Origin of the sequence: Cellulomonas terrae (assembly GCF_007990265.1) — a bacterium.
Lineage (GTDB): Bacteria > Actinomycetota > Actinomycetes > Actinomycetales > Cellulomonadaceae > Cellulomonas > Cellulomonas terrae.
Map to the genome: position 1 here is coordinate 25,615 of NZ_BJWH01000020.1, position 26,055 is coordinate 51,669.

30 protein-coding genes are annotated in these 26,055 nt (G+C 73.3%); 6 read left to right on the forward strand and 24 right to left on the reverse strand.

The window, feature by feature from the left end:
* Window positions 1-7 precede the first annotated feature (7 nt).
* The 4 genes from CTE05_RS15940 to infC form a co-directional block, all read right to left on the reverse strand.
* A complete protein-coding gene (locus tag CTE05_RS15940; protein WP_146847294.1) occupies window positions 8-643 on the reverse strand; it encodes a hypothetical protein in 636 nt (211 codons plus the stop codon).
* A gap of 157 nt (window positions 644-800) precedes the next feature.
* Window positions 801-1,184, reverse strand: coding sequence for a 50S ribosomal protein L20 (rplT, locus tag CTE05_RS15945; RefSeq protein ID WP_146847295.1), 384 nt, complete (start codon window positions 1,182-1,184; stop codon window positions 801-803).
* Window positions 1,185-1,247: 63 nt separating this feature from the next.
* Window positions 1,248-1,442 (reverse strand): 50S ribosomal protein L35, encoded by a 195-nt coding sequence (gene rpmI / locus CTE05_RS15950; RefSeq protein WP_028046910.1) that lies wholly within the window; start codon window positions 1,440-1,442, stop codon window positions 1,248-1,250.
* A gap of 94 nt (window positions 1,443-1,536) precedes the next feature.
* On the reverse strand, window positions 1,537-2,661 hold the full coding sequence (gene infC / locus CTE05_RS15955) for a translation initiation factor IF-3 (RefSeq protein WP_146847296.1): 1,125 nt from the start codon (window positions 2,659-2,661) through the stop codon (window positions 1,537-1,539).
* A gap of 343 nt (window positions 2,662-3,004) precedes the next feature.
* Between infC and CTE05_RS15960 the strand changes: the two genes are divergently transcribed.
* The gene (locus tag CTE05_RS15960) at window positions 3,005-3,373 is read left to right on the forward strand and encodes a DUF1844 domain-containing protein (protein ID WP_146847297.1); all 369 of its coding nucleotides are present in this window, start codon (window positions 3,005-3,007) and stop codon (window positions 3,371-3,373) included.
* On the opposite strand, the gene CTE05_RS15965 is transcribed toward CTE05_RS15960, so the two are convergent.
* Window positions 3,354-4,634 (reverse strand): MFS transporter, encoded by a 1,281-nt coding sequence (locus CTE05_RS15965; RefSeq protein WP_146847298.1) that lies wholly within the window; start codon window positions 4,632-4,634, stop codon window positions 3,354-3,356. The two genes, CTE05_RS15960 and CTE05_RS15965, sit on opposite strands and share 20 nt — an antisense overlap.
* 118 nt (window positions 4,635-4,752) lie before the next feature.
* Here CTE05_RS15965 and CTE05_RS15970 point away from each other — a divergent pair, with 118 nt between their 5' ends.
* From CTE05_RS15970 to CTE05_RS15980, 3 genes are read left to right on the forward strand one after another with little or no spacing between them, the layout of a single operon-like run.
* Window positions 4,753-5,421, forward strand: a complete 669-nt coding sequence (locus CTE05_RS15970; protein ID WP_246123699.1) for a hypothetical protein — start codon at window positions 4,753-4,755, stop codon at window positions 5,419-5,421.
* On the forward strand, window positions 5,418-6,140 hold the full coding sequence (locus CTE05_RS15975) for a S1C family serine protease (protein ID WP_146847299.1): 723 nt from the start codon (window positions 5,418-5,420) through the stop codon (window positions 6,138-6,140). Before CTE05_RS15970 ends, CTE05_RS15975 begins: the two co-directional genes overlap by 4 nt.
* 20 nt (window positions 6,141-6,160) lie before the next feature.
* A complete protein-coding gene (locus CTE05_RS15980) occupies window positions 6,161-6,559 on the forward strand; it encodes a spore germination protein GerW family protein (protein WP_146847300.1) in 399 nt (132 codons plus the stop codon).
* Here the strand turns inward: CTE05_RS15980 and CTE05_RS15985 are convergent.
* The 10 genes from CTE05_RS15985 to hisD all read right to left on the reverse strand — a co-directional run bounded on the left by CTE05_RS15985 (window position 6,556) and on the right by hisD (window position 16,945).
* Window positions 6,556-7,287 carry an SseB family protein gene (locus tag CTE05_RS15985; protein WP_146847301.1) on the reverse strand — a complete coding sequence of 244 codons (732 nt, stop codon included), beginning with the start codon at window positions 7,285-7,287 and terminating at the stop codon, window positions 6,556-6,558. The two genes, CTE05_RS15980 and CTE05_RS15985, sit on opposite strands and share 4 nt — an antisense overlap.
* Window positions 7,284-8,024, reverse strand: coding sequence for a bifunctional 1-(5-phosphoribosyl)-5-((5-phosphoribosylamino)methylideneamino)imidazole-4-carboxamide isomerase/phosphoribosylanthranilate isomerase PriA (priA, locus tag CTE05_RS15990; protein ID WP_146847302.1), 741 nt, complete (start codon window positions 8,022-8,024; stop codon window positions 7,284-7,286). The genes CTE05_RS15985 and priA overlap by 4 nt, the downstream gene beginning before the upstream one ends.
* A 4-nt stretch (window positions 8,025-8,028) precedes the next feature.
* On the reverse strand, window positions 8,029-8,694 hold the full coding sequence (locus CTE05_RS15995; protein ID WP_146847303.1) for a type 1 glutamine amidotransferase family protein: 666 nt from the start codon (window positions 8,692-8,694) through the stop codon (window positions 8,029-8,031).
* Between the two features lie 58 nt (window positions 8,695-8,752).
* On the reverse strand, window positions 8,753-9,244 hold the full coding sequence (locus CTE05_RS16000) for a hypothetical protein (RefSeq protein ID WP_146847304.1): 492 nt from the start codon (window positions 9,242-9,244) through the stop codon (window positions 8,753-8,755).
* A complete protein-coding gene (gene hisB / locus CTE05_RS16005) occupies window positions 9,244-9,858 on the reverse strand; it encodes an imidazoleglycerol-phosphate dehydratase HisB (protein ID WP_146847305.1) in 615 nt (204 codons plus the stop codon). The genes CTE05_RS16000 and hisB overlap by 1 nt, the downstream gene beginning before the upstream one ends.
* A complete protein-coding gene (locus tag CTE05_RS16010; RefSeq protein ID WP_146847306.1) occupies window positions 9,855-10,982 on the reverse strand; it encodes a histidinol-phosphate transaminase in 1,128 nt (375 codons plus the stop codon). Before CTE05_RS16010 ends, hisB begins: the two co-directional genes overlap by 4 nt.
* A gap of 9 nt (window positions 10,983-10,991) precedes the next feature.
* The gene (locus CTE05_RS16015) at window positions 10,992-11,987 is read right to left on the reverse strand and encodes an NAD-dependent epimerase/dehydratase family protein (protein ID WP_281286193.1); all 996 of its coding nucleotides are present in this window, start codon (window positions 11,985-11,987) and stop codon (window positions 10,992-10,994) included.
* Window positions 11,984-14,536: an alpha/beta fold hydrolase gene (locus CTE05_RS16020; protein ID WP_246123700.1), complete on the reverse strand. Its 2,553-nt coding sequence runs from the start codon at window positions 14,534-14,536 to the stop codon at window positions 11,984-11,986. The genes CTE05_RS16015 and CTE05_RS16020 overlap by 4 nt, the downstream gene beginning before the upstream one ends.
* Window positions 14,533-15,555 (reverse strand): 3-oxoacyl-ACP synthase III, encoded by a 1,023-nt coding sequence (locus CTE05_RS16025; RefSeq protein ID WP_146847308.1) that lies wholly within the window; start codon window positions 15,553-15,555, stop codon window positions 14,533-14,535. The genes CTE05_RS16020 and CTE05_RS16025 overlap by 4 nt, the downstream gene beginning before the upstream one ends.
* 67 nt (window positions 15,556-15,622) lie before the next feature.
* Window positions 15,623-16,945 carry a histidinol dehydrogenase gene (hisD, locus tag CTE05_RS16030; RefSeq protein ID WP_146847309.1) on the reverse strand — a complete coding sequence of 441 codons (1,323 nt, stop codon included), beginning with the start codon at window positions 16,943-16,945 and terminating at the stop codon, window positions 15,623-15,625.
* 99 nt (window positions 16,946-17,044) lie between these two features.
* Between hisD and CTE05_RS16035 the strand changes: the two genes are divergently transcribed.
* On the forward strand, window positions 17,045-17,263 hold the full coding sequence (locus CTE05_RS16035) for an RNA-binding S4 domain-containing protein (RefSeq protein WP_146847310.1): 219 nt from the start codon (window positions 17,045-17,047) through the stop codon (window positions 17,261-17,263).
* Between the two features lie 4 nt (window positions 17,264-17,267).
* Here CTE05_RS16035 and CTE05_RS16040 read toward each other — a convergent pair whose 3' ends face one another.
* A complete protein-coding gene (locus CTE05_RS16040; protein WP_146847311.1) occupies window positions 17,268-17,765 on the reverse strand; it encodes an SRPBCC family protein in 498 nt (165 codons plus the stop codon).
* Window positions 17,755-18,087 carry an ArsR/SmtB family transcription factor gene (locus CTE05_RS16045; RefSeq protein WP_146847312.1) on the reverse strand — a complete coding sequence of 111 codons (333 nt, stop codon included), beginning with the start codon at window positions 18,085-18,087 and terminating at the stop codon, window positions 17,755-17,757. Before CTE05_RS16045 ends, CTE05_RS16040 begins: the two co-directional genes overlap by 11 nt.
* Window positions 18,088-18,140: 53 nt before the next feature.
* Between CTE05_RS16045 and CTE05_RS16050 the strand changes: the two genes are divergently transcribed.
* Complete coding sequence (locus CTE05_RS16050; RefSeq protein WP_146847313.1) at window positions 18,141-18,707, forward strand: peroxiredoxin; 567 nt, start codon at window positions 18,141-18,143, stop codon at window positions 18,705-18,707.
* Here the strand turns inward: CTE05_RS16050 and dnaE are convergent.
* The 7 genes from dnaE to CTE05_RS16085 all read right to left on the reverse strand — a co-directional run bounded on the left by dnaE (window position 18,688) and on the right by CTE05_RS16085 (window position 26,053).
* Window positions 18,688-22,227, reverse strand: a complete 3,540-nt coding sequence (gene dnaE / locus CTE05_RS16055) for a DNA polymerase III subunit alpha (protein WP_146847314.1) — start codon at window positions 22,225-22,227, stop codon at window positions 18,688-18,690. The genes CTE05_RS16050 and dnaE overlap by 20 nt on opposite strands.
* Before the next feature lie 10 nt (window positions 22,228-22,237).
* Complete coding sequence (locus tag CTE05_RS16060; protein WP_246123701.1) at window positions 22,238-22,759, reverse strand: GNAT family N-acetyltransferase; 522 nt, start codon at window positions 22,757-22,759, stop codon at window positions 22,238-22,240.
* Entirely contained in the window at window positions 22,756-23,694 is a 939-nt protein-coding gene (locus tag CTE05_RS16065; protein WP_146847315.1) for an RluA family pseudouridine synthase, read from the reverse strand. The genes CTE05_RS16060 and CTE05_RS16065 overlap by 4 nt, the downstream gene beginning before the upstream one ends.
* Window positions 23,687-24,310, reverse strand: a complete 624-nt coding sequence (locus tag CTE05_RS16070; protein ID WP_146847316.1) for a signal peptidase II — start codon at window positions 24,308-24,310, stop codon at window positions 23,687-23,689. The genes CTE05_RS16065 and CTE05_RS16070 overlap by 8 nt, the downstream gene beginning before the upstream one ends.
* 20 nt (window positions 24,311-24,330) lie before the next feature.
* Window positions 24,331-24,792, reverse strand: a complete 462-nt coding sequence (locus CTE05_RS16075; protein WP_146847317.1) for a TraR/DksA family transcriptional regulator — start codon at window positions 24,790-24,792, stop codon at window positions 24,331-24,333.
* Between the two features lie 163 nt (window positions 24,793-24,955).
* A complete protein-coding gene (locus CTE05_RS16080; RefSeq protein WP_146847318.1) occupies window positions 24,956-25,639 on the reverse strand; it encodes a DivIVA domain-containing protein in 684 nt (227 codons plus the stop codon).
* 129 nt (window positions 25,640-25,768) lie between these two features.
* On the reverse strand, window positions 25,769-26,053 hold the full coding sequence (locus CTE05_RS16085; protein WP_146847319.1) for a YggT family protein: 285 nt from the start codon (window positions 26,051-26,053) through the stop codon (window positions 25,769-25,771).
* Window positions 26,054-26,055: the final 2 nt, after the last annotated feature.

The following is a 26,055-nucleotide window of genomic DNA, read 5'->3' on the forward strand; positions in this document are numbered from 1 at the left end:
CTGGACATCATCGCGTGCCCGGACGCCGAGCCGGGTCCATCAGCCCCGGACGGCGACGGGCCGGGTCGAACAGCTCGGCGAGGTCCGACCAGAACGCGACGCGGGGCGGCGGTCCGGCCACGACGGGGTCGTGGACCGAGAACACCCGGCCGACGTAGTGCCCGAGGTCGTGGCCGACGACGGAGACCGTCGTCCGGTCGACCGTGAGCACCGGGGCCTCGGAGCGGCGGTCCCCTGCCGGCAGGTAGCACCACGCGAAGAACGGGACGAGCGCCGGGACCGCCCGCAGCTCGGCGCGCGCCACCGCCTCGCGCTCGTCGTCGGCCGTCGGGCGCGGACCCCACGGGGCCGGCCAGAAGTCGTGCTCGAGGACGTCGGCGACCACACCGTCGACGGGCGCCTGCACCCGCCTGCGCAGGGAACGGTCGGAGCCCGTGCGCCAGTTCGGCCACTGCGGGCCGCGCGGCATCCCGATGCTCAGGAACGCACGGTGGACCGGCGCGAAGCGAAACCCGAAGCGCTCCTCGGCGTGCTCGACCTCCTCGGTGGTGAGCCCCGCAGCGAGCGGCTCACCCGCGTAGGACAGCAGGTTGTGGGCGTCGACGGCGACGTCCCAGGCGCGGCGCGCGCGAGCGGGGTCCACTCTCAGGGACACACCGTCGGCGACCGCACGGCCGGAGCATAGCGAGCACGACGAAGCCCCCGCGAGCACGAGGCTCCGGGGGCTCCGGGTTCGCCGAGCCACCGCCCGGCCCCGCGGCGAGGCGGGTCGGGCGGTCGGGCTCAGCAGCGAACGAGGGTCACGCGGCCTTCGGCGCGTTGACGTCCTCGGGCAGCGCGGCCTTGGCGGCCTGGACGAGAGTCGCGAACGTCGCGGCGTCGTTCACAGCCAGGTCGGCCAGCACGCGGCGGTCCACCTCGATGCCGGCGAGCTTGAGGCCCTGGATCAGGCGGTTGTAGGTCAGACCCTGCTCGCGGGACGCAGCGTTGATGCGCTGGATCCACAGCTTGCGGAAGTCCTGCTTGCGCACCTTGCGGTCGCGGTACGCGTAGACGAGGGAGTGGGTGACCTGCTCCTTCGCCTTCCGGTACAGGCGCGACCGCTGACCGCGGTAGCCCGCAGCGCGCTCGAGGGTTGTACGGCGCTTCTTCTGGGCGTTGACCGCCCGCTTCACGCGTGCCACGTGATGCTCCTTGCTTGTCTCAGGCTCGGACCGGGTGACCGGGGCGCAGGTGCGCCCGCGGGATCACTTCCCGAGCAGCTTCTTGATACGGGGGGCGTCGGCAGGGGAGACGACGAGGTCGCCGGCGATGCGGCGGGTGCGGCGGCTCGACTTGTGCTCGAGCAGGTGGCGACCGCCGGCCTGCTCGCGCATGACCTTGCCGGTCCCGGTGACCCGGAAGCGCTTCTTGGCACCGGAGTGCGTCTTGTTCTTCGGCATGGCTGCCGTGTCTCCTTGTCCTTCACATCGCACGGGTTCGTACGACTCGTCTGGTGCGGTCCGACCGGGGGGCCGGGCCGTCCGTTCGTGCTGGCTAGCTCGCCTCTTCGGAGGCCGTCGTGCTGGTCTGTGCCTTCGCCGGGGCGGCCGGACCAGGTCGCGGCGCGGGCCGCGGCGTGGCGGTCGGCCGGGGTGTGGCCGGCTTGGGGGTGGCGGCCGGCTTCGGCGTCGCCGGCTTCGGTGCGGCCGGTGCCGTCGCGGGCTGCGACGTCTCGGACGACGGGGCCGGCGCGGCTGCGGGGGCCGGTCGTGCAGCCGCCGCGGGACGCGGTGCTGCGGCGGGCCGGGTTGCTGCGGCCGGACGCGGGGCCGTCGTCGCACGAGGTGCGGCGGCGGGTGCGGGCGGACGAGGCGTGCTGGGACGAGACGTCGCCGGCCGCGGGGGGGCGGCGGCGGGCTTCTCGACCGGGGCGGGAGCCTCGGCCTCGACCGGAGCCGCGACCTCGGCCGGTGCCTCGACGGCGGCCGGCGCGTCGACCACGGGAACGGTCTCGGCGACGACGGGCACCTCGGCGGCAGCCGGCGCGACGGGCTCGGCCTGCTCGACCGGGTTCGCCGCCGCAGCAGCGGCAGCAGCGGCCGCCGCGGCGTTCTGCTCACGGGCGGCAGCAGCCTGCGCCGCACGGCGCTGCTCCTGCTTCTGGTCGGCCTTCTTCTTCATCGGGCCGAGCACCATGATCATGTTGCGCCCGTCCTGCTTGGGCATGCTCTCGATGAAGCCGAGCTCGGACACGTCGTCCGCCAGCCGCTGGAGCAGGCGCACGCCCATCTCCGGGCGCGACTGCTCGCGGCCACGGAACATGATCATGACCTTGACCTTGTCGCCGGCCGTGAGGAACCGCTCGACGTGGCCCTTCTTGGTGCCGTAGTCGTGCGGGTCGATCTTCAGCCGGAAACGGATCTCCTTGAGGACCGTGTTGGTCTGGTTCCGCCGGGCCTCGCGGGCCTTCATGTCTGCTTCGTACTTGAACTTGCCGTAGTCCATGATCTTGCAGACGGGCGGACGAGCGTCAGGTGCCACCTCGACGAGGTCGAGGTCGGCGTCCTGCGCCAGGCGCAAGGCGTCCTCCACGCGGACGATGCCGACCTGCTCGCCGTTGGGGCCGACCAGGCGGACCTCGGCGACGCGGATCCGATCGTTGATGCGGGGCTCGCTGATGTGGTGCTCCTCTAGGTTCGTCGTGGTGACCGCCGGGAACGAGGAAGGCCCCCGTCCTGGTCACAGGAGGAGGCCTCGAGGTCCGCCGGGTGAGCTCGGCCGCGGCCATGCTCACGCCACCGGGAGCGGCTCGCGCCGTCCGGTGCGGACTGTGACCCGGTCTCTGTCGACGGTGCGTGTTCGACGCACCGAACTGTCGAGGCCCAGGTGGGAGGAACTCCACTTGTGCGCCTGGGCAGCAGCAATCACCACCCAGGTCAGTCAACTGCCTAGGTTACCAGAGCGAGCCCGAACACCCGAATCGGTGGCGGGCGCCCCCCTGTGCCGATGAGAGGATCGGCCTATGAGCGAGACCAGCCCGGAGACCGACCCCACCACGACCGCCACCCGCGACATCGCCGACGTCGCCGCGGTCGAGGTCATCACGACCGCGGCCGTCCACCTGATGAGTGCGGCTGCGGTCAAGTGCGGGCTCGCGGAGGACGGGCCGACGGGTGCCGGCGCCGACTTCCTCGACCTCGACGAGGCGCGCAAGCTCATCACCGCCCTCGCCGCCCTGGTGACGGCCTCGGCCCCCGACATCGGCAACCAGCACGCGCGGTCGCTGCGCGACGGGCTGCGCTCGCTCCAGCTCGCGTTCCGCGAGGCCTCGCCCTTCCCCGACGCGCCCGGCGAGGGTCCGGGCGAGAAGTTCACCGGCTCGGTCGTCTGACCCGCACGCGTCGTGCCGGGGACGCGCCCCGCCGCCGGACGACGCGCACCGACGGGACGTGCCGTGCTGCGGGACGCTCCTGCACCGCAGGAGCCACGCCGCGGCCCCGGACCAGCGCGAGGACGACGAGCCCGCCGACGGCGAGACCCCCACCGACCACGGCCGCGGTCAGGAAGCCCGCCCCCGGTGTCGCGCGGTCGATCACCGCACCGCACAGCGGGGCGCCGAGCGCGTTGCCGACCGTCGACATCGTGCCGCTCCACCCCATGACCTCGCCGCGGCGGTGCTCGGGGACCAGCCGGACGAGCGTCGCGTTGATCGAGGACAGCGCGGGCGCGCAGGGCAGACCCGCGACGACGACCGCGACCGCGAGCCACACCGGCCCGCTCGCGAACGCGGCCGGGAGGGTCGCGAGCGCCAGCAGGGCGACGAGCAACAGCGGCGAGGGGTCGCGGTGGCTGGCCCCGTGGACGAGTCCCCCGACGACCGACCCGCCGGCCCAGAGCGCGATCATCCAGCCGACGTCGGCGGAGCGCCCGGAGTCGTTGAGCGTCGCCACGAGGGACACGTCGGTGCCGACCAGCACGAACGACGCCGCGACGCCCGCCAGGAGCAGGACGACGAGCGCGGGACTGACCAGCCGCTGCTTCGGGAGCTCCGGCTGCGCCTCGGCCGAGAGCGCGCTGCGCGTCGGCGGGTTCGCCCACATGAGCAGCACGCCGCCGCCGACCGTCAGCGCACCCACGACCGTGAGCGCGACCGAGGTCGACGCCTGCGTCGCCAGCAGCACCCCGACGACCGGCGAGAGCATGAACGTCAGCTCGACGGCGACGGAGTCGAGCGAGAACGCCGCCTTCTGGTGCGCGATCGGGACGAGGACCGACAGCGACTGCCGGCTGACCGAGAAGACGGGCACGAGGAACAGCCCGGCGACGAACGCGGCACCGACGAGCAGCTCGTAGGACAGGTGCGGCGCGACCAGCCAGACGGCCGACTCGACCGCGACCGACGGCGCGATCGCGCGTCGCAGCCCGAGCCGGTCGACCAGACGACCCCGCCACGGTGCCCCGAGCGCCATGCCGACGGTCGCGGCGCCCACGACGAGACCGGCCTGGCCGTAGCCGCGGTCCAGCGTCGAGACGACGTGCAGCGTGAGGACGACGCCCACCATCGCCGCGGGGATGCGCGCGAGGAAGGAGACGACGAAGAGTCGTGCGACGCCGGGCAGGCGCAGCACAGCTCCGTAGGTCGTCGAGGGCATCCGACGATTGTCACCGCTGCAGCTGCGTGTCCTCGCCCTGATTTCCTCCGGCCGGGCGGGGCGCGCCCGGGGAGCACGAGCGCGCCAGACGCACAGACGTGCCTCGTATCCTGGGCCGATGCAGCCCGACGAGCCGCTCCCTCGTGACGTCCCGCCCTCCCGCCCCGAGCCGCCGGTGACAGAGATCACGCGGGTGAACCCGCCCGCGCCGGCCGCGGCTCCGTGGTACCCGGGGACGCCCGCGGCACAGCCGGAACCACCGGCGGAGCGTCGTCGGCCCGGCGCGGCGGCGATCGTGCTGGCGGTGCTGCTCGTCGCCACGCTCGTCGGTGCCGGCCTCGTCCTGGGCCGCATGCTGACGACCAACGAGGCCTGGCAGGAGTCCACCCAGCAGTGGGAGACGCTGGCGCGCTCGACCGCGGAGGAGCTGGCGGCGTCGCAGGCCGACCTCGCCGCGACGCAGGCCGAGCTCGACGCCACGACGACGCAGCTGGCCACCGCCCAGCAGCGGATCACGCAGCTGGCCGACGAGAAGGCTCAGCTCGGGGACACCAGCGCGTCGCAGCAGCAGCTGGCCGACTACCAGTCACGGGTGTCGCAGGCGGCCGGGCAGGTCGCGACGGCGCTGGCCAGCTGCGTGGACGGTCAGCAGCGGCTCATCGGGTACCTGCAGAACTCCGACCAGTACGACCCGGCCGACCTCGAGCGGTTCACGTCCGACGTGCAGACGGTGTGCGCCCGCGCGACCGACGCTAACGCCGCGCTCCAGCGCGAGCTCGAACGATGAGGCGGCGGCTGGCCGTCGTCGCCCTCGTCCTCCTGACCAGCGGCTGCACCCTCCTGCCCGCCCCGCCGGCACCCGTGCCGACGGACGTCATGCCCACCGACCTGCCGCAGCAGACCCCGACGTCCAGCGGGAACCTGTCCCCCGACGGCTTCGACTCCGCCCAGCGGATGGCGGTGCGGATCCGGAACATCGGCTGCGGCACCCTGTCGACCGGCTCCGGGTTCGCGCTCGACGACCACACCCTGGTGACCAACCGGCACGTCGTCAGCGACTCGTCGACGCTCCAGCTCAGCACCTACGACGGCCGGGACATCGGCGCCGCGGCGGCGAGCACGGCCGCCCTGGCCGACCTGGCGATCGTGCGCACCGACGACGCCCTGCCCGCCGCGCCCGAGCTCGCGCCCGCCGACCCGGCCGTGGGCGACCAGGTCACGGTCGTCGGCTACCCGCTCGGGCGCGCGCTCACCGTGACCACCGGGCAGGTGCTCGCCAGCCAGACCGACCCGCTCAACGCGAACCTCGGCGCGGTCCTCGTCACGGACGCGCCCGTCGAGCACGGCAGCTCGGGGTCGGCGGTCCTCGACAGCGACGGCCGCGTGGTGGGGGTGGTGTACGCGAAGGACTCGAACGGGCACAGTTTTGTGGTGCCCGTGAGCACGCTGCGGGCCATGCTGGACGACGAGGCGTCGTTCACGCCCACCGCGCCCTGCGCCGGCTGACCCGATCCCGGGAGGACCCCATGGCTGTTCCGCACTTCGACCCCGCCAGCCTCACCAACGCCGCGAACGACACGTTCACCGTGCGTCGCGTGTTCGGGGAGGCGTACGAGCGCAACGGCACCCTCGTCATCCCCGTCGCCCGCCTGTGGGGCGGGACCGGCTCCGGGTCGGGCGGGGGCGAGGCAGGCACGCCGGCCTCGGACGCCGAGACCGCGCGCGGCGGCGTCCAGGAGGGTCACGGCGGTGGCGGTGGCTACGGCGTGCACGTCAAGGCCGTGGGCGTCTTCGTCGTCGACGAGACCGGCGCCCACTGGCAGCCGGCGCTGGACCTCAACCGGGTGATCCTCGGGGGTCAGATCGTGGCCGCCGCCGTGCTCAGCACGTTCGCGCTCGCGTGGGCGGTGAAGCGCGCTCGCTAGCCGGCCGCCCGTGGCCGCAGCTCCACGGAGTCGACGCGCGTCGCCACCAGCTCCACGCCGGCCAACGCACCGTTGACCTGCGCGAGGACCGCGTCGAGCCCCGCACGGTCCAGCCCGGCGACCAGCGCGACGACGACCGCGACCTCCGCACGGCTCCCCGGGACCGCGTCCACCGACACCACACCCGGCACGGTCGCCACCGCCGCGACGATCGCGTCGCGGACCTCCGGGTCGACGCGCTCGGCGATGACCGCCGGACGCCACGGCTCCTGCTGCGCGAGCGCCCACACGGCCGGGCGCGGGACGAGCACCGTCGTCGGACCGCCGGGGTCGACGACCAGCACCTCCCAGCCCTCGGTCACCGCCGAGAGCGCGGCGCGCGCGACGTCCGACGGCACGGGCCGGGCGTCCGTCCGCCACGCGGCCATCGTCGCGACCGACGTGAACACCGGCAGGGCGGTCCGCCCGTCGGGGGCCTGCAGCGCGACGATCCCGGCTGACGCCTCCTTGTCGACGGTGTGCGCGTGGCCGTCGTGCACGACGACGTCCTCGACCTCGAGCTCCGCGAGCACCGGCACGAGCACGCGCGTCCCGGCCAGCGCGTCGACCAGTGCAGGGACCGTCCCCGAGCCGTCCTGGAGCGCGGCCAGAGCGGCAGCGACCGCCGGGTCGGCGCTGCCGTCGTCCCCCGCGAACGGGGACGACGGCGGGAGCTCGCGACCCGTCACGGGCGTCCGGCGACCTCCAGCGCCTCGGGCAGCGTGAACGCGCCGGCATAGAGCGCCTTGCCGACGATCGCGCCCTCGACGCCCAGCGGCACGAGCGTCCGGAGCACGCGCAGGTCCTCCAGGCTGGAGACGCCGCCCGACGCGATCACCGGGGCGTCCGTCCGGGCGCACATCTGCTGCAGCAGCTCGACGTTCGGGCCGTTGAGCATGCCGTCCTTGTTGACGTCCGTGACGACGTACCGGGCGCACCCGGCGTCCTCGAGGCGGGCGAGCACCTCCCAGAGGTCCCCGCCGTCCTTCGTCCAGCCGCGCGCGGCCAGCGTCGTGCCGCGGACGTCGAGCCCGACCGCGACCTGCTCGCCGTACGAGCCGATGAGCCGGGCGGTCCACTCCGGGTTCTCCAGGGCGGCCGTGCCGAGGTTGATGCGGGTCGCACCCGTGCCGAGCGCGCGCTCCACCGAGGCGTCGTCGCGGATGCCGCCCGACAGCTCGACCTTGACGCCCTTGCCGACGAGCTCGGCGGTGACCTCGGCGAGCAGGTCGGCGTTCGACCCGCGCCCGAAGGCCGCGTCGAGGTCGACGAGGTGGATCCACTCCGCGCCGCCCTCGTACCAGTCGAGCGCAGCGGACAGCGGGTCGCCGTAGCCCGTCTCGGTGCCGGCGGCGCCCTGGGTCAGGCGGACGGCCTGGCCGTCGGCGACGTCGACGGCGGGCAGCAGCTCGAGGCGGTCGGTCATGCGGTCACTCCGGTGAGGTCGAGGGGGCGAGTGGGCTCAGGGACGAGACCCAGCGGGCGAGCACCGTGGCGCCGGCCTCGCCGGACGACTCGGGGTGGACGGCGAGCGCGACGAGCGGCCCGTTCTCGACGGCGACCACGAAACGCTCGTCGCCGGACGGCCAGATGACCACCGGGACGACGAGGCGGGTGTCCGCGGGCCAGTCGTCGAGCAGCGGGAACGTGCGGGGCGCGCGGGCGTCGGGGAGGTGGAAGCGGGCACCGTCGAGGCCGTCGAACAGGGCGGACCGGGACGGCGCCTGCACCGCGACCTCACCGGGGGGCGTCCCGACGGAGTCCACGACCCCGGCCCACTCCCCCAGTCCCTCCGTCACGGCACCGTCCTCGACGACGTCGGTGAACATCACGTGCATCCCGACACCGATCGCGAGCACCGCCCGACCGCCCGCGAGCCGGCGGTCGACCACCTGGTCGGCGCCGAGCCTGCGCAGGGCGGGCATCACGTCCGCGGCCCGGGCGCGGCCGGCGATCACGAGCCCGTCGGCGACCAGGGCCGTGCGCTTGTCCGCCGTGACCTCGACCCGCGCCCCGGCGGTGGTCAGGGCCTGCGCCAACGGTCCGTGGTCGTCGGCGCCGTGGTCGAGCACGACGACGAGAGGCTGAGCAGGCACCGGGACACGGTACCCGCGGGCGCGGGACGGCACGCTCGCGCGCCGGTCCGCGAGACGCCTACCTGCGCTTCGCGGAGCTCGCGATCGTCCGCATCGCCTGCCAGCGGGACATGCCGACGCTCGTGACGACGCCCTCGACCTCGCCCGCCTGGACGGAGCCGAGCAGCAGGTCCTCCAGCACCGGGGGCGCGTCGGACAGCACGAGGCCCGCGGGCAGGTCGCCGTCGCGCTCCCCGCCCGCCCAGCGCGACGCCGTGATCTGCCCCTCGCGCCGCTCCAGCAGGATCACCGGCACCGTGCGCAGCAGCTTCGAGATCGCCGCCGCGCCGTCCGCCGCGGCCCGCGGGTCGCGCAGCGCCGCGATGGCCCCGATCGGCGTCGGCACGACGTCGACGTCGACCTTCGCGATCGCGCACGCCGCGGCGAGCGGGGCGGGCGCGGCCACCTGTGTGATCACCAGGACGACCGAGGGGTCCTCCGTGGCTCCGTCCAGCAACGAGGACAGGTCGTCGGGGACCTCGATGTCGTCGGGAAGGTCGTCGTCGACCATCAGAGCGCACCCTTCGTCGACGGGATGCCCTCCACGCGCGGGTCGAGCGCGACGGCGAACCGCAGGGCCCGGGCGAGCGCCTTGAACTGCGCCTCGACGATGTGGTGCGGGTCGCGGCCCGCGAGCACGCGCACGTGGATGCTGAACGCGGCGTGGTGCGCGATGGACTCGAGCACGTGCCGGGTCAGCGACCCGGTGAAGTGCCCGCCGATCAGGTGGTACTCCTGACCGGGAGGCTCCCCCGTGTGCACCAGGTACGGCCGGCCGGACACGTCGACCACGGCCTGCGCGAGCGCCTCGTCGAGCGGCACCGTGGCGTCACCGAACCGCGAGATGCCGCGCTTGTCGCCCAGAGCCTGGCGCAGCGCCTCGCCGATCGTGATCGCGACGTCCTCGACCGTGTGGTGCGCGTCGATGTCCGTGTCCCCCGTCGCTCTGACGGTGAGATCGATGAGCGAGTGCTTGCCCAGGGCCGTGAGCATGTGGTCGTAGAACGGCACCGTCGTCGAGATGTCCGTACGGCCGGTGCCGTCGAGGTCGAGCTCGACCAGCACGCTCGACTCGCTCGTGGCGCGCTCGATGCGCGCGGTACGCCCAGCGTTCTTGGGGCTCACAGTCCTGCCACCTCACTCAGGGCGTTCTTGAACGCCACCATGTCCTTCGGGGTGCCGACCGACACCCGCAACCACCCGTCCGGTCCGACCTCCCGGATCAGCACCCCGCGGTCGAGCAGACCCTGCCAGATCGCGTGCCGGTCGTCGAACAGGCCGAACAGCACGAAGTTCGCGTCGGAGTCCGCGACGGTCAGCCCCTGCCCGCGCAGCCACACCACGAGGGCGTCGCGCTCGTCGCGCAGCGACCCGACCTGCGCCATGAGCGCGGGCGCGTGCCGGAGCGCCGCCCGGGCGACCGCCTGGGTCACGGCCGACAGGTGGTACGGCAGGCGGACCACCCGCAGCGCGTCGACGAGGGCCGGCGCCGCGGCCAGGTAGCCGACGCGCGCTCCGGCGAGGCCGAACGCCTTGGACATGGTCCGGCTGACCGCCAGGTGCGGGTGGTCGGGCAGCAGCTCGAGCGCCGAGGGGACACCCGTGCGGCGGAACTCGCCGTAGGCCTCGTCGACCACGACGACGCACCCGCCCGGCACCCGCGCCGCCGCGTCGAGCACCGCCAGCACCGTCGTGGCCGGCAGGGCCGTCCCTGTCGGGTTGTTCGGGCTGGCCAGGAGCACGACGGACGGCGCGTGCTCGGCGATCGCCGCGCGCGCGACGTCGGGGTCGAGGCTGAAGTCGGCCTCGCGCCGCCCCGCGACCCACCCGGTGAACGTGTCCCGGGCGTACTCGGGGTACATCGAGTACGTCGGCGCGAAGGACAGGACCGTGCGCCCGGGACCGCCGAACGCCTGCAGGACGTGCAGCATGATCTCGTTCGAGCCGTTGGCGGCCCACACCTGGTCCGTCGTCAGCTCGACGCCCGACTCCACCCGCAGGTAGCCGGCGAGGTCGGCGCGGAGGTCCTCGAAGTCGCGGTCGGGGTAGCGGTTGAGGCCCGCCGCGGCACGCGCGACGGCCTCCGCGATGTCGGCCACGACGTCGGGGGCGGGGGCGTACGGGTTCTCGTTGACGTTGAGCAGGTGCGGCACGTCGAGCTGGGGTGCGCCGTAGGGCAGGAGGCCGACGAGGTCCGGACGCAGCGGCAGCACGCCGTTCGGCTGCTCGGTGTCGAGGTCAGAGGTCACCCGACGAGTCTAGGGAGCCGGTGCGGACGCCTGCCGCGCTGTCCACTGCGCCAGCCGGGCCAGCCCGTCGTCCAGGCCGATCCGTGGCGTCCAGCCGAGGGCCTCCCGCGTGCGTCGCTGGTCGAACCAGTGGGCGGTCGAGAGCTGCTCGGCGACGAACCTCGTCAGCGGGGGCTCGCCCGCGAGGGGGAGGGTGCGCCAGGCGGCGTCGAGCACCGACCCGGCACCACGGGCGAGGGTGGCGGGCACGTGCCGCCGGGGCACGGCCACGCCGCTGGCCGCGCAGATGCCCGCGAGCAGCTCGACGACCGGACGCGGTTCCCCGTTGGTGACCACGTAGGGCTCGCCGTAGACGGCCGGGTCGGCGTGCAGGGCCGCGACCAGGGCGTCCACGGCGTTGTCGACGTAGGTCGTGTCGATGAGCGCGGCCCCGTCGCCGAGGACCGGCAGCCGGCCCGACCGCGCGCGGTCCACGATCCGGCCGACCAGCTGGGTGTCGCCCGGCCCCCAGACGACGTGCGGTCGCACGACGATCACGTGCAGGCCGGCGGGGTCGTGCGCCGCGAGCGCGAGGAGCTCCGCGGTGGCCTTGGTCCGCGCGTAGTGCCCGCGCGCGTGCTGGGGGTCGGCGGGGCCGGCGCCCGCACCGGCCAGCGAGCGCCCGTGGTGCGCGACGGACGGCGTCGAGACGTGCACGAACCGTCCGACGCCCGCCGACCGCGCCTCGTCGAGCAGCAGCCGGGTCCCGCCCACGTTGACGGCCTCGAACTGGTCGTACGGTCCGACGATCGTCACCTTCGCCGCCAGGTGCACGACGGCGACCCGGTCCCGCAGCGCGGACCGCACGACGTCGGGGTCGGTGACCGACCCGGCCACGTCCTGCGCCCCGACGACCTGGGACGGGCTGCGCTGCAGGGTCCGGACGTCGAGACCGTCGGCGACGAGCCGTGCGGCGACCGCCCGCCCGAGCATGCCGCTCGCCCCGGTCACCAGCACGCGGGTCACAGGCGTGCCCGCTCCCCCGCCAGCACGCGCTCGGCCCACACGGCGACCCGCGTCCGGTCGATCTTCGAGCTGTGCCGGACGTCCGTCGGGAGCTGCTCCACCACCAGCACGGCGGCGACCGTGGTGCCCTCCAGCGCTGCGCGGACCGCGGCGGCCAGGTCGGGCGCCGCCACGACCGGTCCGTGCGAGTACACCTCGGGCTGGACGACCACCACGACCTGCTGCGCACCCCTGGGCCCGACGCCGACAACAGCCGCGGACACGACGGAGTCGACCGTCTGCGCGCGCTGCTCCAGCCCGACCGGGGTGCGGACGCCGTCCGCCGTCACCAGCACGTGCGCGAGCCTGCCCTCGACCCAGAGCCTGCCGTCCGCGTCGAGGTGCCCGACGTCCCCGGTCCGGTGCCAGCCGGGGTCCCGTGCCGAGGCGTGCTGGGTGAGCCAGAGGCCGTCGTACCGGTCCTTGACGTGCGCGGCCGCGACGAGCACCTCGCCGGTGACGCCCGCCCGCTGGTCCGGCACCCCCGTCGGCTCGCCGGCGACGTCCAGGCCACTGAGCGCCACCCGGACTCCCGCGACGGGCCTCCCGACGCACACCCCGTCACCGGCGCCGGCGTCGCGGAGCTCGTCGAGCGACACGTCGGCGACGACGAGCGCTTCCGTCATCCCGTACGGCGTGTGGGCCTGCGCGGCCGGCATCAGCGCCGCCGCGGCCTCGAGCAGGTCGATGCCGACGGGTGCGCCCGCCGAGAGGAACCGCCGGACGCCCGCGAGCGCGGCGAGCTCCGACCCGTCGGCCGTGCGGACGACCGAGCGGAGCGCGGCGGGCGACGCGAAGACGACCGCCGCGTCGATCGCGCGGACCGCCTCGGCCAGCGCGCGGGCCGTGAGCGTCCCCGGTGACGTGACGTCCATGTCCGGGCTCGCGCTCGTGGCACCCAGCGCCGGGCCGAGCAGGACGAACGGCGCGAACGCCGCGACGAGAGGGCTGTCCGGTCCGATCCCGTAGGTGCGAGCGACGACGTCGCGCATCGCGGCGAGCCGGCGGTGCGTGTAGACGACCCCCTTCGCGGGGCCGGTCGACCCGGACGTGAACAGGACCGCCGCGTCGGCGTCGGGGTCAGGCCACGGGAGGTCGTCGGTGGAGGCGCGCCCGAGTGCGGCGAGGTCGTCCAGCGACGCACCGACGCCGAGGGTCCGCGCCACTCCCGCGCGCAGCGGTCCGGCGCTGACCAGCGTCGGCGCCCAGCGCAGCCACCGCGCGGCCACCAGGGCCTTCTCGATCCCGACGACCACGGCGGGGTCCGCCGCACGCACCGCCCGGGTGAGCCCCTGGACACCGAGCCCGGCGTCGGCGACGACCACGACGGCCCCGAGCCGCAGGCACGCGTAGAGGACCGCCGTCAGGTCCGCCCCGGGCGGTACCAGGAGAGCGACCCGGTCGCCCGGTCGCACACCGCTCGCCGCGAGGCCACGGGCGAGCTGGTCGGTCCGGGCGGCGAGCGCCGACCAGGTCACGCGGCGGGAGCGCGCGCCCGCGAGCTCGATCAGCGCGGTGCCGTCGTCGTCGGCCCGCTCGACCAGGGTGGCGCCGAGGGCCCGGTACGGCTCGTCGGCCACCGCGGGCGGTGCCGGCGCGTCGCGGGCGTCGAGCCAGCGCAGGACCGCACCGGCGACGTCCGCGTCCTCGACCACCAGGTGGCCGGCGCCCTCGAACCGGTGCACGTCGGCGTGCGGGAGCCGCTCGCGCAGGTCGCGCAGGTAGCGCGCGGAGAAGACCGGGTCGCGTGGACCCCACAGCAGGAGCGCCGGGACGTCGAGGCCCCGCACGCCGGTCGCGATCCGGTCGAGCTCCGGTCGGCTCGGGTGGTCGGGGGTGGCCGGGATGTCCGCGACGAACCCGCCGATCCCCGCCCGCCGGTCGGCGGTGCGGTACGGCGCGCGGAAGCCGTCGGCGACCGTGGGCGTCAGGCGCGGGTGCGCGAGCGCGAGCGTGGTCTCGAGGAACGCCGGCGTGCTGACCGTGCCCACCGGGAGGACCCCGCGGGCCGTCGCCACGCGCAGCGCGGCGGGCATGGCGTCGTCGACCTCGTGGTGCACGGCGGTGTTGGTGAGCACGACGCCCGCCAGCAGGTCCGGGTGGTCGAGTGCCCAGCCGAGGCTGACGAGGCCTCCCCAGTCGTGCCCGACCGTGACGACCGGCCCGGCGAGCCCGAGGTGGTCGGTCAGCGCACCGAGCTGGGCGACCCGGTCGGCGAGGCGGTGCTGCTCCCCCGTCCGCTCGGAGTAGCCCATCTCCAGCTGGTCGACGGCGACGACCCGCCACGGGCGCTGGGCCCGCGCGCCCGCCGCGACGAGCCGGCGCCACAGGAACGACCACGTCGGGTTGCCGTGCACGCACAGGAGCGTGCCGACGGGTTCGGCGTCCAGCGTCGCGGCGTTGTCGAGCAGGTGCCACGTCCGCGGACCCACCTCGACCGTGCGCGACCAGCGCGGGTCGATCCCCCCGGCCGCCAGGACCTCCGCGGGTGGCCGCGACGCCGCGGTCACCAGACGATCTCGGCCATCGCGGTGTGCAGACCGGAGCCGACGCCCATGCACAGCACCCGGTCTCCCGTGCGCAGCGAGTCCGCCTGGTCCGCGAGCGTCATCGGCAGCGCCGCCGGCCCGACGTTGCCCCAGCGGGGGAACGTCGTCGGCACCTTGTCGACGTCCAGGTCCAGCGCCTCCACGATCGAGCGGGTGTGCACCGACGAGACCTGGTGCGTGACGATGCGGTCGACACCCACCCAGTCCCACTCCGGCTGCGCCTCGCGCCACGCGTCCACGACGAGCTCGAGGCCTCCGGCCAGGAGCCCCGCGGGATCGGTCTTCATCCCCTCGACGCCGCCGACGCACAACTCGTGGTGCTGGGTCGCCGAGCGGGCGACGCCGCCGACGAGCCGGTGGGCGCCGGGGTGCAGGTGCGCGGGGCCGAGGACAGCCGCGGCAGCGCCCGCACCGAGGGTGAGGGTGGCGAACTCCTCGAGGAACTGCTCCCGGGTGGTCCCCGGCGCGGTCAGCCGGTCCAGCGTGGCCTCCTGCGTCGGACGCGGGTCCTCCCCGTTGACGATCACCGCGTACCGGACCTGGCCCGAGTCGATGAGCTGCGCCGCGAGCGTCATGCCGTTGACGAAGCCGAGGCACGCGTTGGTCAGGTCGAACCCGAGCGCGCTGGACGGCAGGGACAGTCCGGAGTGGATGCGGGAGGCGACCGACGGCTCGAGGAACGTCCTGGTCACGGACGTGTTGATCAGCAGGCCGACGTCGCCCGCGTCGATCCCGGCCTCCGCCAGCGCCTTCGCGCCGGCCGCCGTGGCGGCGTCGTCGAACGTCATCTCCTCGTCCCACCACCGGCGCTCGTGCACGCCGGCGACGCGGGACAGCAGACCGGACGGGAGGCGCAGGCGCTTCAGGGTGGGCGCGAGGCGCTCGTCGAACACGGTCGACGGGACGACGACCGGCGCCTCGATGCCGACGACGGCGAGGAGGGCGACATCGCGGTGGCGGAACGTCGCGTTGCCTGTCACAGGCTGTCCTCTCGACGGGGGCGGTGGTCGCAGGCACGGGGTCGGCGCGGTCCGCGCACGTGGTCGCTCAGAATCGGGCTCGCACCGCCTCGCCGTGCGCAGGAAGTCCCTCGGCGTCCGCGAGCGCGACGATCTTGTCCGCGACCTCCGCGAGCGCGTCGGCGTCGTACTCGACGACCTGCACGGCGCGCAGGAACGAGTGGACACCGAGGCCGCTGGCGAAGTGCGCGCAGCCCCCCGTGGGGAGCACGTGGTTGGACCCGGCCATGTAGTCGCCGAGCGAGACCGGCGAGTACGCGCCGACGAAGATGGCCCCGGCGCTGGTGACGCGCTCAGCGAGCTCGGCGGCACCGACGGTCTGGATCTCCAGGTGCTCGGCACCGTACGCGTTGACCACGTCGAGGCCCTGCTCCAGGTCGTCGACGAGCACGATCGCCGACTGCTCGCCGCGCAGCGCCGTCGTGACCCGCACGCGGTGCATCGTGGCGTCGACCCGGTCGACGAGCTTGGCCTCGACCGCACCCGCGAGCTCGACGGACGGCGTCACCAGGACGGCGGCGGCCAGCGGGTCGTGCTCGGCCTGGGACACGAGGTCGGCAGCCACGTGGGACGCGTCGGCGGTGCCGTCGGCGAGGATCGCGATCTCCGTCGGTCCGGCCTCGGCGTCGATGCCGACGATCCCCCGCACGAGTCGCTTGGCGGCGGCGACGTACACGTTGCCGGGGCCGGTGACGACGTCGACGGGCTCGCAGAGCGTCTCCCCGTCGACCTCCTCGGTGCCGACCGCGCCGTAGGCGAACATCGCGACCGCCTGGGCGCCGCCGACGGCGTACACCTCGTCGATGTCCAGGAGCGCGCACGTGGCGAGGACGACCGGGTCGGGCAGACCGCCCTGGTCCTTCTGCGGGGGTGACGCCACGGCGAGGGACCCCACGCCGGCCGCCTGCGCGGCGACGACGTTCATGACGACCGACGACGGGTACACCGCGAGCCCGCCCGGGACGTACAACCCGACACGACGGACCGGGACCCACCGCTGGCGGACCTGCGCACCGGGCGCGAGCTCGACCGTGAAGTCGGCGGGCCGCTGGGCGCCGTGCACCTGGCGGACGCGCCGGATGGTCTCTTCCAGCGCCGCCCGGACGGCGGGGTCGAGCACCCCGACGGCGGCGGCGATGACGTCGGCCGGGACCCGCAGGTGCTCCGGTCGGACGCCGTCGAACCGCTCGGCCAGGTCGCGCAGCTCGGCGGCACCGCGTGCGCGGACGCCGGCCAGGAGCGGCGCGACGATCTCGGCGGCGTGCTCGACGTCGACCTCGGCACGGGGGAGCTCGTCCAACAGCTCGCGACGCGACAGGGAGCGACCGCGCAGGTCGATGCGGGTGATCACGTTCCCGAGCATAGGACGGACCCCTGCGCACGGCCTGACCACGACCACCGGGCGGGCCGTGCGCTGCGCCACACTCCTCGAGGGAGGCAGACTGCTCCCATGACCCAGGTGCCGATCTCCGACGACTCGATCCGGCTCGGCCAGTTCCTCAAGCTGGCCGACCTCGCCGACTCCGGTGCGCACGCCCGTGCGCTGCTCGAGGACGGCGCCGTGACGGTGAACGGTGAGGACGAGTCCCGTCGCGGGCGGCAGCTGGTCAAGGGTGACGTGGTCGAGGTGGACCTGCCGACGGGCTACAAGGAGGCCACGGTCGGCTGACCGGTCACTCCGAGCGGTACCGCGGCAGCGCTGCCGCGAACAGGTCGTCCCACGCTCGGACCGGGCGTCCGGCGACGTGGTCGTCGAGCTGGTCGAGCGAGGCGTGCCAGCCCCCGCCGTAGCCGCGCGCCGCCGCCTCCTCCAGGTCCAGGTGCTCGAGCACGAGGACCGCGCCGTCACCGTCCGCACGGATGTCGACCGTCACGCGGCTGTCCGGCTCGCCGGGGAACTGCCACGCGACCACCAGCCGGCGCGGGGCGTCGCACTCGAGGACGTCCCCGGCGGCGTTCTGCGGCGAGCCGGCGACGTCGTCGCCCATGCGCAGCTCGTACCGGCCTCCGACGACGAGGTCGCCGTAGACCGGGCCGAGCCAGCGCGCCAGCCGGACCGGGTCGGTGACCGACGACCACAGGTCCTCGGGTGTCGTCGCGTAGCGCCGCTCGAAGCGGACCGTCACGCCGTTCGGGGTGGGGGTGAGCACACCCCACACGTCAGTCGTCATCTCTGCTCCTCCGCCCGCGGGCGATCTCGGTCTCCAACGCGTCCAGGTGCCCGCCCCAGAACCGGCGGACCCGCCGCGCCCAGGCCTCGACCTCGTCGAACGCCTCGGGCCGGACGGAGTACAGCCGGACCGTGCCCTGCGGCACCGAGTCCACGACGCCGGCCTCCCGCAGCACGCGCAGGTGGCGCGACGCGGCGGGCTGGCTGATGCTGAACTCTGCCCCGACGGCGGTGGCCAGCTGACCGGCGGTGCGCTCACCGTCGGCGAGGAGCTCGACGAGCCGTCGTCGCACCGGGTCCCCCAACGCGTCCATCACCTGCATGGCAGCATGTTTCCACTTTGGCTTATATAACGCAAGGGATATAGTCTCGGACCGTGGATCTCACCCGGCTTCCCGACGACCTGCCCGCGCCGCCCGACGACGGCGCGGCCGACCACCTCGAGGGCACGCCGCTCCCCCCGATCGCCCTGCCCGCGACCGACGGCTCCACCGTCCCGCTGGACCGGCTCGCGCCCGGCCGCACGATCCTCTACGCCTACCCGCTCACCGGCCGGCCCGGCACTGACCTGCCCGAGGACTGGGACGCCATCCCCGGCGCGCGCGGGTGCACGGCCGAGGCGTGCGCGTTCCGCGACCACCATGCCGACCTGCTCGCCGCCGGTGCGTCCGCGGTGTACGGCCTGTCGACCCAGGACACCGCCTACCAGCGCGAGGCCGTCGACCGTCTGCACCTGCCGTTCCCGATGCTGAGCGACGAGGCGTTCGCACTCACGCGCGTGCTGGACCTTCCCACGTTCGACGTCGCCGGCCGCACGCTGCTGCGCCGCCTCACGATGGTCGTGCGCGACGGCGTCGTCGAGAAGGTCTTCTACCCCGTGTTCCCACCCGACCGGCACGCGGCCGAGGTGCTCGCGTGGCTGGTCAGGACGCCAGGCAGCTAGGGCCGAGCAGCGCCTTCAGGTCACCGAACAGCGACGGCGACCGCTCGACTCGCAGCCCGTGGTCGAGCCGCATGACGGTGGCACGGCCAGGGCTGGTCAACCGCAGGTGGACCTCGGTCACGCCCGGGTGCGTGGAGAGCACCTCGCGGAGCCGCTCGACCACCGGCGGCGTGCACCGGGACACCGCCATCGAGACGACGACCGGCGCGTCCGCCGCCTGCGACACGTCCGGCAGCGACACCTCCATGGCCTGCAGCTGCATGGTCTCGTCGCGCCGCCGGACCCGCCCGCGGACCACGACGACCGCGTCCTCGGCGAGCGCCGTGGAGTACGCCAGGTAGGTCTCCCCGAAGAACATGATCTCGACCGAGGCCTCCATGTCCTCGATGGTGACCGCGGCCCACGGGTTGCCCTGCTTCGACATCTTGCGCTGCAACGACGTGATGAGTCCGGCGATGACCACCGTCGACCCGTCCGGCCGCTGCTCGTCCTGCAGCAGCGTCGCGATCGACACGTCCGCCGCGGCGGCGAGCACGTGCTCGAGCCCCGACAGCGGGTGGTCGGAGACGTACAGGCCGAGCATCTCCCGCTCGAACGCCAGCCGCTGCTTCTTGTCCCAGTCCGGCAGGTCCGGCACCACGACGGCGAATCCCTGCCCACCGTCGTCGCCGCCCAGGAGGTCGGCGAACAGGTCGAACTGCCCCTCGGCCTCCTTGCGCTTCACGCCGATGACGGAGTCGACCGCCTGCTCGTGCACCAGCAGCAGCGCGCGCCGCGCGTGGCCGAGCGAGTCGAACGCACCGGCCTTGATGAGCGACTCGATGGTCCGCTTGTTGCAGACGACGGCCGGGACCTTGTCGAGGAAGTCGGTGAAGGACGTGAACGCGCCCTTCTCCTCGCGCGCCCGCACGATCGCGTCGACCACGTTGGCGCCGACGTTGCGGATGGCGGTCAGACCGAACCGGATGTCCTTGCCGACGGCCGTGAAGTTGGCGGACGAGGAGTTCACGTCCGGGGCGAGCACCGTGATGCCCATGTGCCGGCACTCGCCCAGGTACAGCGCCGACTTGTCCTTGTCGTCGCGCACGCTGGTCAGCAGGCCGGCCATGTACTCGGTCGGGTAGTTGGCCTTGAGGTAGGCGGTCCAGTAGGAGATGACCCCGTACGCGGCGGAGTGGGCCTTGTTGAAGGCGTACCCGGCGAACGGGACCAGCACGTCCCACACCGCCTGGATGGAGGCGTCGGAGTAGCCGCGCTCGCGCATGCCGGCCTGGAACGGGACGAACTCCTTGTCCAGGACCTCCTTCTTCTTCTTGCCCATCGCGCGCCGCAGCAGGTCGGCCTGGCCGAGCGTGTAGCCGGCGAGCTTCTGCGCGGCGCGCTGCACCTGCTCCTGGTAGACGATCAGCCCGTGGGTGATGCTCACGACCTCCTCGAGCGGCGCCTCGAGCTCGGGGTGGATCGGTTCGACCTTCTGCAGGCCGTTCTTGCGCAGCGCGTAGTTGATGTGGGAGTTCATCCCCATCGGGCCGGGCCGGTACAGCGCGATGACGGCCGAGATGTCCTCGAAGTTGTCGGGGCGCATCTGGCGCAGCAGCGAGCGCATGGGACCGCCGTCGAGCTGGAACACGCCCAGGGTGTCGCCGCGACCGAGGAGCTCGTACGTCGCCGGGTCGTCGAGCGGGACCTCCTCGATCTTGATGGCCGGCTTGCCGTTCATCTCGATGTTCTCGAGCGCGTCGTCGAGGATCGTGAGGTTGCGCAGGCCGAGGAAGTCCATCTTGATCAGGCCCAGGGACTCGGACCCCGGCTGGTCGAACTGCGTGATGATCGCGCCGTCCTGCGGGCGCCGCATGATCGGGACGATGTCCAGCAGCGGCTCGCTCGACATGATGACGCCGGCCGCGTGCACGCCCCACTGCCGCTTGAGGTTCTCCAGCCCCTTCGCGGTCTCCAGCACGCGCTGCGCCTCGGGGTCGGCCTGCACGACCTGGCGGAACTCGTCGGCCTCCGCGTAGCGCGGGTCCTGCGGGTTGTAGATGCCCGAGAGCGTGATGTCCTTGCCCATCACGGCCGGGGGCATCGCCTTGGTGAGCTTCTCCCCCATCGCGAACGGGAAGCCGAGGACGCGCGAGGCGTCCTTGAGCGCCTGCTTGGCCTTGATGGTGCCGTACGTGACGATCTGGGCGACGCGGTCCTCGCCGTACTTGTCCGTCACGTACCGGATGACCTCACCGCGCCGACGCTCGTCGAAGTCCACGTCGACGTCGGGCCAGGAGACGCGCTCCGGGTTGAGGAACCGCTCGAAGATCAGGCCGTGCTCGAGCGGGTCCAGCTCGGTGATGCCCATCGCGTACGACGCCATCGACCCGGCCGCGGACCCACGACCGGGTCCGACGCGGATGCCCTGGTCCTTGGCCCAGTTGATGAAGTCGGCGACGACGAGGAAGTAGCCCGAGAACCCGAGCTGCGTGATGACGCCCGTCTCGTACTCGGCCTGCGTGCGGACGTCGGACGGGATCGCCCCGTGGTACCGCTTCTGCAGGCCGGTCTCGACCTCCTTGATGAACCAGGAGTCCTCGCTCTCCCCCGCCGGGACGGGGAAGTTCGGCATGAAGTTGGCGTCGGTGTTGAACTCCACCTCGCACTGCTCCGCGATGAGGACCGTGTTGTCGCACGCCTCCGGGATCTCCGCCCAGGTGCGCCGCATCTCCTCCGCGGACTTCAGGTAGAACTGGTCGGTGTCGAACTTGAACCGGTCGGGATCGGCCAGGGTCGAGCCCGACTGGACGCACAGCAGCACCTCGTGCGCGTGGCTGTCCTCGTGCTTCGTGTAGTGCAGGTCGTTCGTCGCGACGACGGGGGCGCCGATCGACTCGGCAAGCCTTCGCAGGTCCTTGATGACCCGCGTCTCGATCTCGAGCCCGTGGTCCATGAGCTCGACGTAGTAGTTCTCCTTGCCGAACAGGTCCTGCATCTCGCCCGCGGCGCGCACGGCCTCGTCGAACTGGCCCAGGCGGATGCGCGTCTGCACCTCGCCCGACGGGCAGCCGGTGGTCGCGATGAGCCCGTCGCTGTAGGTGCTCAGCAGCTCGCGGTCCATCCGGGGCCACTTGCCCATCTGCCCCTCGAGCGACGCGAGCGAGGACATCCGGAACAGGTTGTGCATGCCCTTCGTGGACTTCGCCAGGAGCGTCATGTGCGTGTACGCGCCGCGCGCCGAGACGTCGTCGGCGGCCTGGTGTGACTCGCCCCAGCGCACGCGGTTCTGGTCGAACCGGCTGGTGCCCGGCGTGACGTACGCCTCGACACCGATGATGGGCTTGATCCCGTGGTTCTTGGCCTTCTGCCAGAAGTCGAACGCCCCGAACAGGTAGCCGTGGTCCGTGATGGCGACGGCGGTCTGACCGAGGCGGTTGGCCTCGGTGAACAGGTCGTCCAGGCGCGCCGCGCCGTCGAGCATCGAGTACTCGGTGTGCACGTGGAGGTGGACGAAGTCGGAGCCCCCAGCTGATGCCATGCGGGCGATCCTACGTCGCCCCGGTGACACTCTCCGGCGCGTCGCGCACCGTGTCGGGAGACGTGACGACCTTCACCGCGTCGCGGTGCCAGATGCCCTCGTCGAGGTAGCGCTCGGGGCTCGCGACGTAGCCCAGCCGCGCGTAGAACCCGAGCGCCTGCTCCTGGGCGCTGAGCTCCACGGACACGACCCTGACGCCGTCCGCGACGACGCCGAACCGCTCGAGCGCCGCCGCCTCGAGGGCGGTCATCAGCAGCGCCCCGACGCCCAGCCCACGCGCCGCGCGGTCGACCGCGACCCGTCCGACGTGGGCAGGCTCACCCGCGTGGTGGGGCGGCAGGAGGCGGGCCGTGCCCAGTGCCGAGCCGTCGTCGTCGACCGCGAGGACGTGCAGGGTCGACGGGTCGTCGTCGAGGGCGTCCATCTCGCGCTCGGGGGCCACGTTCTGCTCCTGCACGAACACGGCCATCCGGATCGCGGTCATCGCGGCACGCTGCTCGGGCGTCTCCACCCGGACGACGCGCACGCTCACGCGTACCCGTCCTGCAGCACCGCCAGCGACCGGAGGAGGTCCTCGGGGTACTCGCTGGTCAGCTCCAGCCAGTCCCCGGTGCTCGGGTGGTGGAAGCCGAGCCGCATGGCGTGCAGCCACTGCCGGGTCAGGCCCACCCGCGCGGCCAGGCTCGGGTCGGCGCCGTACGTGAGGTCCCCGACGCAGGGGTGCCGAGTCGCCGCGAAGTGCACGCGGATCTGGTGCGTGCGCCCCGTCTCCAGGTGCACCTCGACCAGGGAGGCCGCGGGCAGCATCTCGAGCACCTCGTAGTGGGTGATCGACGGCTTGCCGTCGGCGACGACGGCGAACTTCCAGTCCGAGCTGGGGTGCCGGCCGATGGGGGCGTCGATCGTGCCCGTCGTCGGCTCCGGATGGCCCTGCACCAGCGCGTGGTAGACCTTCTCGACCGTGCGCTCCTTGAACGCCCGCTTGAGCACCGTGTACGCGTGCTCGGACTTGGCGACGACCATCAGCCCGGACGTGCCGGCGTCCAGGCGGTGCACGATCCCCTGCCGCTCCGCCGCACCCGACGTCGAGATCCGGTAGCCGACCGCGACGAGCGCGCCGACGACGGTCGGGCCGGTCCAGCCGGGCGACGGGTGCGCGGCGACGCCGACGGGCTTGTCGATGACCACCAGGTCGTCGTCGTCGTACACGATCCGCATGCCGGGCACCGGCTCGGCGACGACCTCGATGCTCTCCGCCGGAGCGACGTCCGGGATCTGGACCTCGAGCCACCCGCCCGCGGACAGCCGGTCGGACTTGCCGAGCTCCCTGCCGTCGAGCTGCACGCCTCCGGCCTCGGCGATCTCGGCAGCGCGCGTGCGGGACAGGCCCAGCAGCCGCGCCAGCGCCGCGTCGACCCGCTCGCCGACCAGCCCGTCCGGCACGGGCATCGCGCGCGTGTCAGGCATTCTGCTCGGTGGCCGTCGTGGAGGGCTCGTCGGTCACGGCCACGGCCTCGTCGTCCGCGGCCTCGTCGGCCGGCTCGGTCTGGCCGTGCCCGTCACGGGTCCCGTCGATGTGCACGCCGAGCGCCGCCAGGACCACGACCATGACCGCCGCCGAGACGATCGCGATGTCCGCGACGTTGCCGACGAACCAGTCCGCGTACGCGATGAAGTCGACCACGTGACCCCGCGCGATCCCGGGCTCCCGGACCAATCGGTCGACGAGGTTGCCGAGCGCGCCGCCCAGCAGCAGCCCCAGCGCGACCGCCCACGCCCAGGACCCGATCCGGCGGCTGGCACGGACGATGACGACGATCACCACGGCCGCGACGATGGTCAGCACCCACGTCATCCCGGTGGCGATGGACAGCGCCGCACCGGGGTTGAAGACCAGCTGCACCCCGAGCAGGTTCCCCACCAGGTCCCGGCGCTCACCCTCCACGAGCGAGCTGACCGCCCACGCCTTCGACACCTGGTCGAGCACCAGCACGACGGCGGAGAGCGAGAAGAGCGTGGTCAGCAGGGCACGCCGACGGGTGCTCGGTGGCGCGTCAGGCTGGTCGTCCGTGGTGGTGGGCACCGCAGGAGTCTACGTGCGCGTCAGCGACGCTCCTCGCGCTGCTTGCACTCCACGCAGAGGGTCGCCCGCGGGAACGCCTGCACGCGCGCCTTGCCGATGGCCTTGCCGCACGACTCGCAGGTGCCGAACGTGCCGGCCGAGATCCGCGCCAGCGCGCGAGTCGTCTGCGCCAGCAGGTCCCGCGTGTTGTTCACGAGCGTGAGCTCCTGCTCCCGCTCGAGCGCCGACGAACCGGAGTCCGCCTGGTCGTCGCCTGCCCCGTCCCCGGAGTTGCGCAGGAGGTCGGACAGCTCGGCGTCCGCAGCGGCGAGCTCGCTCGTCAGGCGGTCGATGTCGCTGGTGAGCTCCTCGGCGATGTCCTTGACCTCCCGAGCGGTCCACGGCTTCTCGCCGTCCCGCACCGGGAACTGCTTGACCAGCTTGGTCAAGTCCTTGATGTCGGTGCTGACGTCAACCGCGCTGAGCGCGTCGTTGATGGCCACGAGCGGGCCCCCCTGTCCTCGAAGTGTCGCGACTGTATGCGTGCGCAGTCCGGGACACAACACGCCACGCCGGGTGAAACCCGGCGTGGCGGTGTGCAGCTGTCGACCTGACCTGTGGTGATGCACGCAGGCATCCCGGCGGGTGGTCGCCGGAACACGTGTGTCAGAGGTTCTGGCCGTCACCGACCGTCTGCGGCTGGCCCGAGCGCGGCGGCAACGCGTTGCCCCGGTTGTCGAGGTCGCCGAGCAGGTTCTCCAGGTAGCTCTTGAGGCGGGTCCGGTAGTCACGCTCGAACACCCGCAGCTCGTCGATCTTGCGCTCGAGGAGCGACCGCTCCTGCTCCAGCTGACCGAGCGTGCGCTGCGACGTCTCCTCGGCCTCACGGACGATGCGGTTGGCCTGGCTCTTCGCCTCGCTGATCAGGCGGTCGGACTCCTCCTGGCCGCTGCGGACGTAGTCGTCGTGCAGCTTCTGGGCCAGGGCGAGCATCCCGGTGGCGGACTCGGGCTCGCTCGTGCGCGGCCCACCCTGCACCGGCGCGACGATCGGCGCCTGCTGCGCGACCGGCGCGGCGATCACGGGCGCGGGAGCCGGGACCGGCTCGGGCGTGGGCTCCGGCTTCGGGGCCGGCGCGGCCTGCTGGGCGCCTGCACGGCTCAACTCGGCGATGCGGCGCTCGGCCGCGGCGAGCTTCGTCTTCAGGTCGTCGTTCTCACCCTGCAGGTCGCGCAGCGTGTTGACGACCTCGTCCAGGAAGTCGTCGACCTCGTCCTGGTCGTAGCCCTCGCGGAACTTCGTGGCCTGGAACTTCTTGTTCAAGACCTCGTCTGCAGTCAGCAGAGCCATCGTCATCACCTCAGTCGGTAGTGCTCGGTCGGGCCGGCGGCAGTCCACCGACCGCCTCGGGCCACGGTAGCGGAGAATGCAGCGAGCGCACGTCCCGGCGACACGTGCAGAGACGCGTGCGGCGTCGGATCAGATGCTGCTGAGGATGCTCATCAGGATGGAGCATCCCAGCACCAGCACCAGGAAGGCCAGGTCCAGTCGGATGGATCCGATGGCCAGCGGGGGCAGGACCCTGCGCAACGCCTTGAGCGGCGGATCGGTCACCGTGTACGTCGCCTCGGCGATCACCAGCGCGATCCCGGAGGGGTGCCAGTCCCGCGCGAAGAACTGCACCCAGTCCAGCACGAGCCGGATGAGCAGCAGGATGAAGAACGCGAGGACGACGTAGAACAGCAGGGCTGCGACGAGTTGCACGC